A 12,746-nucleotide genomic window follows, 5' to 3' on the forward strand; every position below is an offset into this window, starting at 1 on the left:
GGCCTCCTTAGTCGCCGAGTCCGGCCGGGTTCACTTCTGAACTTGGGATACGCTCGACGCCTTCGCCCCAGCGGTTCAGCACTTTGTCGTAATCGCCGTTTTTGATCACCCCGTTGAGCGCGGTCTGGACCGGTTCAACCAGCCCGGAGCCTTTTTTCAGCGTCACGGCGATGTGCGCCGCTTTCGGCCAGCCGCCGTCCACGCTGCCCACCAGTTTGGTTTTGCCCGTCAGCGCCGCTTTCCACGCGCCAATCACGTTTGGCCCAAAGTAGGCATCGGCGCGCCCCGACTGGAGCGCCAGAGTCTGCGCCGCGTCGTCTTTGGTGTAGACCGGCGTGAATGGCTTGAGGCCTTTCTTGAGGTTTTCGGCGTTCCACGCCAGCAGGATCGCTTCCTGATTGGTGCCCGACCCGACTATAATCTTCAGCCCGGCGATGTCTTCCGCCTTCTCAAGCGATTTTATCGGGCTGGTCGATTTGACGTAGAAGCCGAGGGAATCTTTGCGGTAGGTGGCAAAATCGAACTTCTCTTTACGCTCTTTGGTCACGGTGATGTTGCTGATCGCCGCGTCATATTTTCCGGAAGCCACGCCGAGCGGCCAGTCTTCCCAGGAGGTAGGAACCACGTTCAGCTCCAGCCCGAGGCTATCCGCCACCAGACGCGCGACGTCCACTTCGCTGCCGAGCAGGGTTTTATTGTCATCGGAGAAAACAGTCAGCGGCGGCTGGTTTAGTCCCGCCACGGCAACGGTGAATTTCCCCGGCACCGCAAAGCGATAATCCTTCGGCAACTGCGCAACGGCATCGCCGTTTTTAGCGGTATTCACCGGGGTTTTATTGGCCTCGATGCTCACACCGGTGCCGTTAATGTTCACATTCTCTGCCCAGACGGCAGGGGTAAAGGCCAGCGCGAGCGCCAGAACGAGCGATGATTTCTGCATAGCGTATTTTCTCTTATTGTTGTGTGAACTGGTTTTTTGGCAGGTCTAAGCCCAGACTTTCGCGAAGCGTGGTGCCGGGGTATTCCGTGCGGAACAGGCCGCGCGCCTGTAAAACGGGAACGACGCTGTCGACAAAGCGCGGGAAGGTATCCGGCGTGCCGCCCTGAATGATGAAACCGTCGGCGGCATGGGCGTCAAACCACTGTTGCAGGCCATCGGCCACCTCTTCCGGCGTACCGGAAAAGCGCGGGCGCGGAGAAGCCGCTTCCAGCGCCACCTGGCGCAGAGTCAGGTTTCGTTCTCGGGCGTTGCGTTTGATCTCATCGGTGGTGCTGCGGAAACTGTTCTGCCCGAGATCGCCGATATCCGGGAACGCTTCGTCGAGGGGATACTGGCTAAAATCGTGATGCTCGAAATAGCGCCCGAGATAATTCAGCGCATCGGTAATCGACACCAGCGCGGCGGTGGTTTGATATTGTTCCTCAACGTCCGCCGCATCTTTTCCGACAATCACGCTGACGCCCTGGAAAATATGCAACTCGTCAGCGCGGCGTCCGTTTAATTCCAGCTGAGATTTCACGTCACGGTAAAAGGCTTGAGCTTCTTCTAATGTGTCGTGATGGGTGAAAATGGCGTCCGCATGTTTCGCCGCCAGTTTTTTACCGTCATCCGATGCGCCCGCCTGAAATACAATCGGACGCCCCTGCGGGGTACGACCAATATTCAGCGGCCCGGCGACCTGGAAGAAATCACCGTGATGATCCAGAGTGTGTAATTTCTCTGGATTAAAGAATTGTCCGCTCTGTTTGTTACGCACAAAAGCGTCCTCTTCCCAGGAGTCCCACAGCCCTTTCACCACGTCGAGATATTCGTCGGCGATGCGATAGCGCAGGGCGTGTTCCGGGTGTTTCTCGCGAGAGAAGTTCTTCGCCGAACCTTCCAGCGGCGAGGTCACCACGTTCCATCCGGCACGGCCGTTGCTCAGATGATCGAGACTGGCAAACTGGCGCGCAACGGTGAAAGGTTCGCTGTAAGAGGTCGACAGCGTGCCGACCAGGCCGAGTCGAGAGGTCAGACTCGCCAGCGCCGATAAGACGGTCAGCGGCTCAAAGCGATTGAGAAAATGCGGGATCGATTTCTCGTTAATATAAAGGCCGTCAGCGACGAATAAAAAGTCGAGCTTGCCCTCTTCTGCTTTTAACGCCGTCTCTTTGACGAAATCAAAATTAATACTCGCATCAGCGATAGCCGCCGGATGACGCCAGGCGGACATATTTCCGGATGCGCCATGCAATATCGTCCCCAGACGCAATTGTCGTGTTGCAGACATATTCACCTCTTACTGGTTAAATTTGATGGAGTGCTTTTTCTGCAAGCTGCGAGAAATAGTGCGCGGCGGGTTCGATCAATGCCTCGTCCGGATTAAAGCCCGGATGATGCAGACCGAAAGGACTGTTACTCCCGATACTGACGAACGCGCCAGGAATATGCTGGAGATAGACGGCAAAATCTTCGCCGCCCATATGCAGCTCCGCGTGCTGGGTTTCATAGCCGGTTTCACGCGCGACCGAAGTGGCAAAATCGGCCCAGCGCTCGTCATTGACCAGCGCCGTCGGTCCGGCGTACCAGGTGATATCAATCTGAGCGTTGAAAGCGCTGGCAAACCCGGCGGCGATCTCGCCGACGCGGGCTTTGACGTTCTGCTGCACTTCGATGCGATGGGTGCGCAGCGTCCCTTCCAGCTCGACGCTTTCCGGCAGTACGTTCCAGGTATTGCCGCCCTCGATGCGCGTCACGCTCAGCACCACGGAATCCAGCGTGTTGACGTTCCGGCTGGCGACACTTTGCAGGCCGGTAACCAGCTGGCTGGCGAGCAGGATCGCGTCTGACCCTTCATGCGGACGAGCGGCGTGGGCGCCTTTGCCCGTCACGCGGATCACAAACCTGTCGACGTTGGCATAAAACGGCCCGCCACGCGTGGCAAACGCGCCAACGGGAAGGCCCGGCTCGTTATGCATCCCAAAAATAGCGCTCACATCCTGCAACGCACCGGCGCGGACCAGGCTTTTCGCACCGCCGAAATTCTCTTCAGCGGGCTGGAACAGAATACGCACGCGACCGGGCAGCGAAGCTTCGCGAGCCTTGAGCTGCAACGCTGCACCGAGAATGACGCTGGTATGAATATCGTGGCCGCAGGCGTGCATCACCCCCGGATTTTGCGAGCTGAATTCCACGCCGCTGCGCTCTTCGATTGGCAGCGCATCAATATCCGCGCGCAGGGCAATTTGTTTCTGCCCTTTGCCGATCTCTGCCACAATGCCGGTGTGAAGATCGTATGGCAGGACGGTGATCCCGGCGTCCGACAGCCACTGGCGCAGACGGGCGGTGGTTTCGACTTCCTGTCCTGACAGTTCAGGATGGCGATGCAGTTCACGTCGCCAGTCAATCAGCTGTTGTCCGAGGCTCATGCCAGCACCTCCCCGGCGGATTTCGCCTGCGCCAGCAGGCGCAGGGATTGCGTGCGGGCGAGGCCGTCCGCCACGGGCGTATCGATAATAAATTCGTCGATGCCCCAGGTCTGATGCAGGGTTTCCAGCTCGTCGAGTACCGATTCCGCCGTGCCTTTGATCAGCGACTGGGCGCGACGGGCGATACGCAACGGTTCGCTTCCCGCCTGACGCGCGAAGGCGTAGGCCTGCTCTTCGCTGGCGACGGTCACCCGCTGGCCGTTCGCCAGCTCCACGCCCCACACTTCCACTTTTTCTGCCAGCGCATCGGCCTGCGCCTGGGTCGGTGCGACGATCGCCTGCACCGCCACGGTCACACTCAGCGCACTGTGGGCGCGCCAGGTTTCCAGCACCTCGCGCAGAAGATTCACATCCCCGTTGAGGTGCGCGGCAAAGACAAAGTTCCAGCCGAGTTTTGCGGCGAGCAGCGCGCTTTCCACGCTGGCACCCAGCAGGAATTTCTCCGCTGGCGCAGACGGGAGCGGCGTGGCTTTGACGCTGTCGTCCTGCTCATCCGCCGACGGGGTGAGCCAGTGATTCAGCTGCGTCAGCTGATCGGCAAAATCGCCCTTCTCATCCTGATGCAAACCCACCTGTAGGGCGCGGGTGGAGAGCGGCAAGCCACCGGGCGCTTTGCCGACGCCGAGATCGACGCGGCCTGGGGCAAGTGATGCCAGCACATTGAAATTTTCCGCCACTTTATAGGGGCTGTAATGCTGGAGCATCACGCCGCCGGAGCCGACGCGGATGTGCTTTGTCTGTCCCAGAATCCAGGCAATAAGCAGCTCAGGAGACGGGCTGGCCAGCTGAGCGGTATTGTGGTGCTCGGCAATCCAGAAGCGGTGAAAACCCAGCGCTTCGGCCTGTTTTGCCAGACTTAAGGTGCGCGCCAGCGCATCGGCTGCCGTTTCGTTCATCGCGACGGGGCTTTTATCCAGAATGCTGATTCGCCAGGACATGTTGTGTTCTCGTTTGACTTAACATGTCGTCATTATTAAAGGGGGATTTCACCTCTGAGAAACAATTAATTTACATTTGGTTTGCCGGAAATCAGAAATGGGTGGTCTTTTTGTTTAGGGGGATATGTTGAGCGTCGGAGGTTTTTCCGTTCACCTTATGTTCAGCAGAATATAATCGCTTCACAACCTGTGAACGTGATAAGGGGGCTGCGCGGCCCCCTTATCAATCCCCGCGCCCCGCCATGAAATCGGTGCTTCGCACTGCGCTCACCTCCCGGCCATCTGCCTGCGGTCGGCTCAACTCGTATTACTCGTCCCATCCATGGGACTCGCCCCTACGGGGCCAGCGCAAGCGCTGTTCAAAATTGCTCCCGGCAATTTTGTCCTGTCTCGTTTCGCCTCTGGTCGCCATCCCTGGCGCCCAGACCTTGTCATCCGGCCTTCGGTTCGCCGATTTCTGCGGGGACCCACACCGGTGCAACATTCAGACAGCTGTATAGCTGGAGGGAGCGTGAGTCCGGCTGAAAATCGCCGAAGCGTTTCCGTAAGGCCGGGGCGACGCGCAGGGATGCGCGGAGAGGGGGCGACCTGCATGGATGCAGGATCGCACCCGACCCGAAAGCCTGAAGGAATAAGCTGAGGGCACCGCGAAGCGGCGATTTTCCTGGCCGGGAGCCGGGGTTGCCAGGGTGGTGGCGATTGAGCCACCCTGGCACGTTCACCGCAGAGAGATGGACCGGAAGCAGAGAATTGGAAGTGAACGGAACGATTCCTCTGAATCTGCATAGGGTATGCACCGCGTTCCATTCCTGTTAATGGAACGACATTTCAGCTCCCCAGCGCCCCTGTCATATTCATATTTCACTTAATATTTAACTTAAGGGAAAAATTAAATTCGCCATTAAAAATAAAGACTCTAGTTGTTTTCAATTTCATTACATAAGCAAAGTTTAATAGATAAAAAATATTTAATTTAGGTGCTTTCTTGTTCACCCTGTTTTGTGGAAGAATGCGCAGGCCGTAATAAACACAACAATAACTTTTGTCTTGCCTGAATATTTTTCGGGCGGCTTCTCTGTTTTTTTTGACATCACCATGGAGTTTTTCATGAGAAATAACACTCCTGTTACACAAAGCGAGTTTTTACTTAACGAAGGGTCGACGCTGATGTCGACCACCAACACGCAAAGTCATATTACCTATGCCAACTCGGCGTTTATCGAAGCCAGTGGCTATAAAGAAGAACATCTTATTGGCGAACCGCACAACGTCATTCGTCACCCGGATATGCCGCCCGAAGCTTTTGCCGATATGTGGTTCACTTTACAGCAGGGCCAGAGCTGGACTGGGCTTGTCAAGAACCGTCGTGGTAACGGCGATCACTACTGGGTTCGCGCTAACGTCACCCCGGTGTATCAAAACGACACCCTGACCGGCTATATTTCCGTGCGCAATATTCCGCCGCGCGACGAGATAGAAGCCAGTGAAAATCTCTATCAGCGGGTCAGAAATAACCAGGTCACCCGTCATCGTTTTTATAAAGGGTTACTGGTCCGTCGGGGTTTATTTTCTTTTCTTTCACTGTTTAAAAAAATCAGCACCGCAAAAAGAGTCAATTACGCAATAGCGATCACCGCCCTGCTGGTCTTTGTTATTACATTTTTATTACCGCAAGGCGCTCAGCAAATCAGCGCGCTGCTTGCCCTCTTTATTGGGTTTGGGTTTTATCTTAATGCCCAGATTTGTCGCCCACTGAAAAAGATTGTCCATCAGATGCAGCATGTCGTTTCCGGAAGAAAACCCGCTTATTTCCATTTCGATCGCGTCGATGAAGTGGGCATGATGATGCGCCTGGTGAATCAGTCGGGGCTGAATTTAAATTCTCTGGTGGATGATGTGGGAACACAAATTGCCGGGATCAGCACCATCAGCCAGCAGGTGGCGAAAGAAGGTGCGGCGTTACAGGCGCGCTCCGAAGAGACCGCCGACGATCTGCAGCAGACCGCTGCCGCCGTGGAGGAGATCGCCAGTGCCGTACAGCAAACGGCGCAAACCGCAGGGGAAGCGATTCATATGGCGGACCGCACCAGCAGCAGCGCCCACAGCGGTGAAACGGCGATGAAGCAGACCATCGGCATGATGCAGTCGGTGTCGAAAGATAACAGCCAGATCGTGGATATCATCGGCGTGATCGACCGTATCGCCTTCCAGACCAATATTCTGGCGCTCAACGCCGCCGTGGAAGCGGCGCGCGCGGGCGAAGCGGGCCGCGGGTTTGCGGTCGTGGCAGCGGAAGTGCGCAATCTGGCCCAGCATTCGGCGTCGGCGGCGAAAGAGATCAAAACGTTAATCGAGAAGAACGTCGCCAGCGTCAACGCCGGTGTGGCGATGGTCGAGCAGACCGAAACCCATCTCACGGCGATGATTGGCAACGTCTTGCAGGTGACGTCGCTAATCAAAGAGATCGGCCATGCGACTCAGGAACAGACCCTGGCCCTGACGCTGATCAACGAGTCCATCTCCCGCATCGGCGTGATGACCCACAACAATACGGGGATGGTCGATAACGTCACCGGTGCCGCGAATCACCTGACGGAGCGCACCACAAGGCTACAGCAGGCGATTGCCGTATTCGGCGGTTAACGCCCCTGATACTCCTCGTCACTGACCTTTTCCAGCCACTCCACCGGGCTACCGTTCACGGATTCGGCGATAGCAATGTGTGTCATCGCGGTCTGTGAACTGGCTCCGTGCCAGTGTTTCACGCCGGGCGGTATCCAGGCGATATCGCCCTGATTCAGCGCTTGTGCCTCCTGGCCCCACTCCTGCAGCCAGCCGCGTCCCTGCGTCACAATCAGAGTCTGCCCCAGCGGATGGGTGTGCCATGCGGTGCGCGCGCCGGGTTCAAAGGTCACCGTTGCGCCGCCCACGGACGCCGGTTCTGTTGCCTGAAACGGCGCGTCAATGCGCACCGTTCCGCTAAACCACGCCTCCGGACCACGCACTGAGGGTAACGAACCACTTCGGATAATTTTCATGCTGCCTCCTGTTTTACTGATGCGTTAACAGTAGCGCAATCCCGGACACAGCATTAGACTGCATAATCAGAAAGGAACCATGAGCCAGATTCATATATAGGGAGTTCCATCGTGCTGAAAGACAATTTTAACGATCTGCTGTCGTTTATGGTGGTGGCCCGCGAGCGCAGCTTTACCCGTGCCGCCGCGCAGCTGGGCGTGTCGCAGTCGGCGCTAAGTCACGCGATGCGCAATCTCGAAGCGCGTCTGGATATGCGGTTGCTCACCCGAACCACCCGCAGCGTGGCTCCGACCGAGGCGGGCGAGCAGCTCTTTATGCGCCTAAGCCCGCATCTGCTGGAGATCGAACAGGAGCTCACCGCCCTGCGCGATATGCGCGACAAACCCGCCGGGAATATTCGTATCACCGCCGGGGAGCACGCCATGGCGGCGGTGCTGTGGCCGGTGCTGAAACCCTTTATGGCGCAATACCCCGACATTCACGTTGAAGTCACCGTGGACAACGGCCTGACGGATATCGTCGATGGCCGGTTCGATGCGGGCGTGCGGCTGGGCGAGCAGATCGCCAAAGACATGATTGCGGTGCGTATCGCGCCGGATATGCGCATGGTGGTGGTGGGATCGGCGGACTATTTCTCGCGTTTCGGCGTGCCGGACACGCCCGAACAGCTGGCGAATCACCGCTGCATCAATATGCGCCTGCCGACGCTCGGCGGGCTGTATGCCTGGGAGTTTGAAAAGGACGGGCGGGAACTGCGGGTCCGGGTGGACGGTCAGCTGACGTTAAACAACCTGCCGCAGCGCATTGATGCCGCCGTGGCAGGTCTGGGGCTGGCGTATGTCCCGGAAGATACGGTGCAGGACGCGATCGCTGAAGGGCGGTTAATCCCGGTATTGCAGGACTGGAGCCCTTATTTCGACGGCTACCACCTTTATTATCCGAGCCGTCGTCAGCACACCACCGCGTTTTCCCTGCTGGTTGACGCCCTGCGCCAGAAATAAATTACTTCCCGACGCGCGCCTGCAGATGCTGCGGGTAGCGCTCTCCTACTACGTCAATGCTGGCCAGCGCCTGAATAATGCGCGCCAGCGCTTCCGGTGACAACGTCACGTTTGCGCTACCCAGATTCTCCTCCAGACGATGCAGTTTGGTGGTGCCCGGAATCGGTACAATCCACGGCGCTTTCGCCAGCAGCCACCCCAGCGCGATTTGCGCCGCCGTCACGCCCTGCTCGGCAGCCAGACGTTGCACCACGTCCACCAGCTGTTGATTGGCCTGCCGCGAGGCTTCGCTAAAGCGCGGTACGACATTGCGGAAATCGCTGCTGTCAAAGGTGGTCTGGGCGTTGATCGCCCCGGTCAGGAAACCTTTCCCCAGCGGGCTGAACGGCACAAAACCGATGTTTAGCTCCTCAAGCAGGGGTAAGATCGCCTGCTCCGGCTCGCGCCACCACAGGGAATATTCGCTTTGCAGCGCAGTCACCGGGCACACCGCATGGGCACGACGGATGGTCTCGACGCCCGCTTCCGACAGACCAAAGTGCTTCACTTTCCCCTCGGCAATCAGATCGGCAATGGTCCCGGCGACGTCTTCCACCGGAACATCCGGATCGACGCGGTGCTGATAATAGAGGTCAATCACATCCGTTTTCAGGCGTTTCAGCGAGCCTTCAATCGCCGCACGAATATGTTCAGGGCGGCTGTTGAGTACCTGGCCCGGCTGAGCGCAGTCAAAACCGAATTTGGTCGCAATCACCACTTTGTCACGCAGCGGTGCCAGCGCTTCGCCCACCACCTCTTCGTTGGTGTACGGGCCGTAGATTTCGGCGGTATCGAAAAAGGTCACGCCGCGATCCACCGCCGCGCGGATAAGGTTAATCGCCTGCGTCTTGTCCGTCGCCGGGCCGTAGCCGAAACTTAAGCCCATACATCCCAGCCCCAGGGCCGAAACTGTTAAACCATTTTGTCCGAGTTGTCGCTGTTGCATCTGTAGACCTCATGCGTTTTCGTAGTGAACGCTTTTACTGTAGAGGGAACGGCTCATGAGGACTACAGCGCACTAAAGCTTGTGCTTATGAATTCAGTTCATCAATACCATTGAGCAACTATTAAGCACAACTGATGATTAAAGCAGCAGTGAATCGGATGTTTTGCCTGGAAACTGTTCACCATTCAGCACGTTGTCACCCCCGTCTGCTCTGACCACACGCATTCATTCGATCCGTATCACTTTCAGGCCGGTTATATTTTGCGTCGCTTATGGATTGCGGGTAGGATGCTTCGCCATGTTTTGCCTTATCCATACGCAGAATGACTGGAAAGGCGGCATCTGGCTGCGCAGAAGCAATCGATTGGTCTGCTGACGGCCATGTACGGGCATCCCTAAGATGATTCAGACAGGTAAACAGGTATCTCAATGAAAACAAGCAATAAAAACGCAGCCGATCATCACGCTGCGAAACGTCGCTGGTTGAACTCTCACGAAGAGGGCTATCACAAGGCGATGGGTAACCGTCAGGTACAGATGATCGCCATCGGTGGCGCCATCGGTACGGGGCTGTTTTTGGGTGCAGGCGCACGTCTGCAAATGGCTGGCCCGGCTCTCGCACTGGTCTATCTGGTGTGCGGGATTTTCTCCTTCTTTATTCTGCGTGCCCTCGGCGAGCTAGTCTTGCACCGCCCTTCCAGCGGCAGCTTTGTCTCTTATGCCCGTGAGTTTCTCGGTGAAAAAGCCGCCTACGTGGCGGGCTGGATGTACTTCGTGAACTGGGCGATGACCGGGATAGTCGATATCACCGCCGTTGCGCTGTATATGCACTACTGGGGCGCGTTCGGCGATGTCCCGCAGTGGGTGTTTGCCCTTGGCGCGCTGGCGATAGTTGGCACCATGAACATGATCGGCGTGAAGTGGTTCGCCGAGATGGAGTTCTGGTTTGCGCTGGTCAAAGTGCTGGCGATTGTGATCTTCCTGGTGGTGGGTACCGTGTTCCTCGGCAGCGGTAAACCGCTCGACGGCGGCGCCACCGGCTTCCACCTGATTACCGATAACGGCGGTTTCTTCCCGCACGGCCTGCTGCCTGCCCTGGTGCTGGTTCAGGGCGTGGTGTTTGCCTTCGCCTCGATCGAGCTGGTCGGTACGGCGGCGGGCGAATGTAAAGATCCGCAGACCATGGTGCCAAAAGCGATCAATAGCGTGATCTGGCGTATCGGTCTGTTCTACGTCGGCTCCGTGGTGCTGCTGGTTCTGCTCCTGCCGTGGAACGCCTATCAGGCGGGTCAGAGCCCGTTCGTGACCTTCTTCTCGAAGCTGGGCGTGCCTTACGTGGGCAGCATCATGAACATCGTGGTACTGACCGCGGCGCTCTCCAGCCTGAACTCGGGTCTGTACTCGACGGGGCGTATTCTGCGCTCCATGTCGATGGGCGGTTCCGCGCCGAAGTTCATGTCAAAAATGAGCAAACAGCAGGTGCCGTACGCGGGCATTCTCGCGACGCTGGTGGTGTACGTCTTTGGCGTGTTCCTGAACTATCTGGTGCCATCTCAGGTGTTTGAGATCGTCCTGAACGTAGCGGCCATCGGCATTATCGCCTCCTGGGCGTTTATCGTGGTGTGCCAGATGCGCCTGCGTAAAGCGATCAAAGAAGGCAAAGCGGCGGACGTAAGCTTTAAAATGCCGGGCGCACCGGTGACCTCGTGGCTGACTCTGCTGTTCCTGTTCAGCGTGCTGGTGCTGATGGCGTTTGACTATCCGAACGGCACCTACACCATCGCCACGATCCCGCTGCTGGCTATCCTGCTCATTATTGGCTGGTTTGGTGTGCGTAAACGCGTGAACGAGATCCACAGTACCGCGCCGGTGCTGGCGGAAGAACAACCGCAAGAAACTCACAAGCCCGCTCAGGTCTTGTAGGTCGGGTAAGGCGAAGCCGCCACCCGACAACAATAAAAAAGGAAGGCATATGCCTTCCTTTTTTTTGCCCGGCGGCGCTACGCTTGCACGGGCCTACAACGACAATACCCTGTTACAACGCGATACGAATCACGTCGTCGGGCTGGGTTGCTTCCTGCTGGCGGGTGGATTTCTGTTTCACCGTCACGTACAGGGTTTTACCGTCGGCGGACAGCGCCAGGCTATTCGGGAAGGTTGGCGTATCAATGGTTTTGGTCACTTTGTAGGTTTTCGCGTCGATCACGCTGACTTTACCCGCTTCGCGGTGCGTCACATACGCTTCGTTGCGCGTCGGGTTAAACAGTACCGCCAGGGACTCAGGTGCCGCGATTTTCTCGATCACGCTCCCGTCTTTCAGATTCACCACCAGCACTTCCGGCTGTTTGGAATCGGTCAGGAACGCGCGCTGCCCTTTGGTGTCCAGGCTCAGGTTCAGGTAGAAATGCTCTTTCCCGTCGTCCTGCACTTTTTTGCGGCTCAGCACTTTGTGGGTGGCCGTATCGATGGTGATCAGCTCGCCGTCGGCGTTGGTGCTGTACAGACGTTTTGCCGCGGCATCCAGCGCCAGACCGGTGCTGAACGCGCCGGTGTTAGCGATGGTCTCTTTCAGTTTCAGCGTTTCGCCGTCTACCACCCAGATCACGCTCTCTTTGCCGATCCCGGTGATATACACCGTGTTGGTGGTGTCATCGGCCACCAGTTCGCGCGGCTGCAGCGGCTTCACGGTGTCACTGCGTTTGCGATCGTCCAGCACCAGGCGCCCTTTTACGTCGCCGTTTTTGGCGTCGATGGCGGTCACGGAGCTGTTGGTGGTGTTACCAAACCACAGGGTCTGAGTGGCGCTGTTGATGGTCGCGCCGAACGGTTTTAAATCGTTATGAATGGCCTGCGTCACTTCCAGCGTGACGGGATCAAGACGGTAAACCACGCCACCTTTATCCGTTTTACGGCTTTGCGTGGTGGCCACCCACAGGGCATTTTCCTGCTGGCTGACAGCCATTTCGTAAGCGCCTTTACCGACCGCTTTTCGCAGCATCTCTTCTGCAGCATGAACATTAAACGAACCCGCTACCAGCAGTGAACCCAGCAGTAAAGAACCACGCAGACGCGGCGAGCACAGATGACGTAATGACATGACGACTCCCTTTGATAAAAAATGTGTAATGCCGACATTGCTTCCCTGAGACGAAGTCATCGCTCCGCCCTGTTTTATTGTTGAGAATAGTAATCATTATTCACCGGAATGTGGAGCCTTTGTTTCCTCTTTCGCGCTTCGTTTCGTTTTTATCTACACTTCTGTTAACGCAACGTGCTGTTAAAGTTTTCAAAACTTTTACAAAAGATTTACCATAC

General features: G+C 57.0%; 8 protein-coding genes and 1 pseudogene. 3 read left to right on the plus strand and 6 right to left on the minus strand.

The window, feature by feature from the left end; translation table 11 throughout:
- Positions 1–7: 7 nt before the first annotated feature.
- The 3 genes and pseudogenes from U9O48_RS11900 to U9O48_RS11910 all read right to left on the minus strand — a co-directional run bounded on the left by U9O48_RS11900 (position 8) and on the right by U9O48_RS11910 (position 4,406).
- Positions 8–2,270: pseudogene (locus tag U9O48_RS11900) on the minus strand (NtaA/DmoA family FMN-dependent monooxygenase).
- A 16-nt stretch (positions 2,271–2,286) separates the two neighbouring features.
- Positions 2,287–3,408 carry a M20 peptidase aminoacylase family protein gene (locus U9O48_RS11905; RefSeq protein WP_285148870.1) on the minus strand — a complete coding sequence of 374 codons (1,122 nt, stop codon included), beginning with the start codon at positions 3,406–3,408 and terminating at the stop codon, positions 2,287–2,289.
- Entirely contained in the window at positions 3,405–4,406 is a 1,002-nt protein-coding gene (locus tag U9O48_RS11910; RefSeq protein WP_324722552.1) for an LLM class flavin-dependent oxidoreductase, read from the minus strand. The genes U9O48_RS11905 and U9O48_RS11910 overlap by 4 nt, the downstream gene beginning before the upstream one ends.
- Before the next feature lie 1,107 nt (positions 4,407–5,513).
- On the opposite strand from U9O48_RS11910, the gene U9O48_RS11915 reads away from it, so the two are divergent.
- On the plus strand, positions 5,514–7,049 hold the full coding sequence (locus U9O48_RS11915) for a methyl-accepting chemotaxis protein (RefSeq protein WP_324722553.1): 1,536 nt from the start codon (positions 5,514–5,516) through the stop codon (positions 7,047–7,049).
- Here the strand turns inward: U9O48_RS11915 and U9O48_RS11920 are convergent.
- Positions 7,046–7,444: a cupin domain-containing protein gene (locus U9O48_RS11920; protein WP_324722554.1), complete on the minus strand. Its 399-nt coding sequence runs from the start codon at positions 7,442–7,444 to the stop codon at positions 7,046–7,048. The genes U9O48_RS11915 and U9O48_RS11920 overlap by 4 nt on opposite strands.
- Positions 7,445–7,555: 111 nt before the next feature.
- Between U9O48_RS11920 and U9O48_RS11925 the strand changes: the two genes are divergently transcribed.
- Entirely contained in the window at positions 7,556–8,446 is an 891-nt protein-coding gene (locus U9O48_RS11925; RefSeq protein WP_324722555.1) for a LysR family transcriptional regulator, read from the plus strand.
- Between the two features lies 1 nt (position 8,447).
- Here the strand turns inward: U9O48_RS11925 and U9O48_RS11930 are convergent, their stop codons facing one another.
- On the minus strand, positions 8,448–9,431 hold the full coding sequence (locus U9O48_RS11930; RefSeq protein WP_324722556.1) for an aldo/keto reductase: 984 nt from the start codon (positions 9,429–9,431) through the stop codon (positions 8,448–8,450).
- A 429-nt stretch (positions 9,432–9,860) separates the two neighbouring features.
- Here U9O48_RS11930 and ansP point away from each other — a divergent pair, with 429 nt between their 5' ends.
- The gene (gene ansP / locus U9O48_RS11935; RefSeq protein ID WP_285148877.1) at positions 9,861–11,354 is read left to right on the plus strand and encodes an L-asparagine permease; all 1,494 of its coding nucleotides are present in this window, start codon (positions 9,861–9,863) and stop codon (positions 11,352–11,354) included.
- 112 nt (positions 11,355–11,466) lie between these two features.
- Here ansP and U9O48_RS11940 read toward each other — a convergent pair whose 3' ends face one another.
- Positions 11,467–12,528: a YncE family protein gene (locus U9O48_RS11940; protein WP_324722557.1), complete on the minus strand. Its 1,062-nt coding sequence runs from the start codon at positions 12,526–12,528 to the stop codon at positions 11,467–11,469.
- Positions 12,529–12,746 lie beyond the last annotated feature (218 nt).

The sequence above is a fragment of the Lelliottia sp. JS-SCA-14 genome (genome assembly GCF_035593345.1).
GTDB classification, from domain to species: domain Bacteria; phylum Pseudomonadota; class Gammaproteobacteria; order Enterobacterales; family Enterobacteriaceae; genus Enterobacter; species Enterobacter wanjuensis.

Coding starts and splice junctions, on each gene's coding strand:
- U9O48_RS11905 (WP_285148870.1), bottom strand. CDS start 3,408: ATGAGCCTCGGACAACAGCTGATTGACTGGCGACGTGAACTGCATCGC.
- U9O48_RS11910 (WP_324722552.1), bottom strand. CDS start 4,406: ATGTCCTGGCGAATCAGCATTCTGGATAAAAGCCCCGTCGCGATGAAC.
- U9O48_RS11915 (WP_324722553.1), top strand. CDS start 5,514: ATGAGAAATAACACTCCTGTTACACAAAGCGAGTTTTTACTTAACGAA.
- U9O48_RS11920 (WP_324722554.1), bottom strand. CDS start 7,444: ATGAAAATTATCCGAAGTGGTTCGTTACCCTCAGTGCGTGGTCCGGAG.
- U9O48_RS11930 (WP_324722556.1), bottom strand. CDS start 9,431: ATGCAACAGCGACAACTCGGACAAAATGGTTTAACAGTTTCGGCCCTG.
- ansP (WP_285148877.1), top strand. CDS start 9,861: ATGAAAACAAGCAATAAAAACGCAGCCGATCATCACGCTGCGAAACGT.
- U9O48_RS11940 (WP_324722557.1), bottom strand. CDS start 12,528: ATGTCATTACGTCATCTGTGCTCGCCGCGTCTGCGTGGTTCTTTACTG.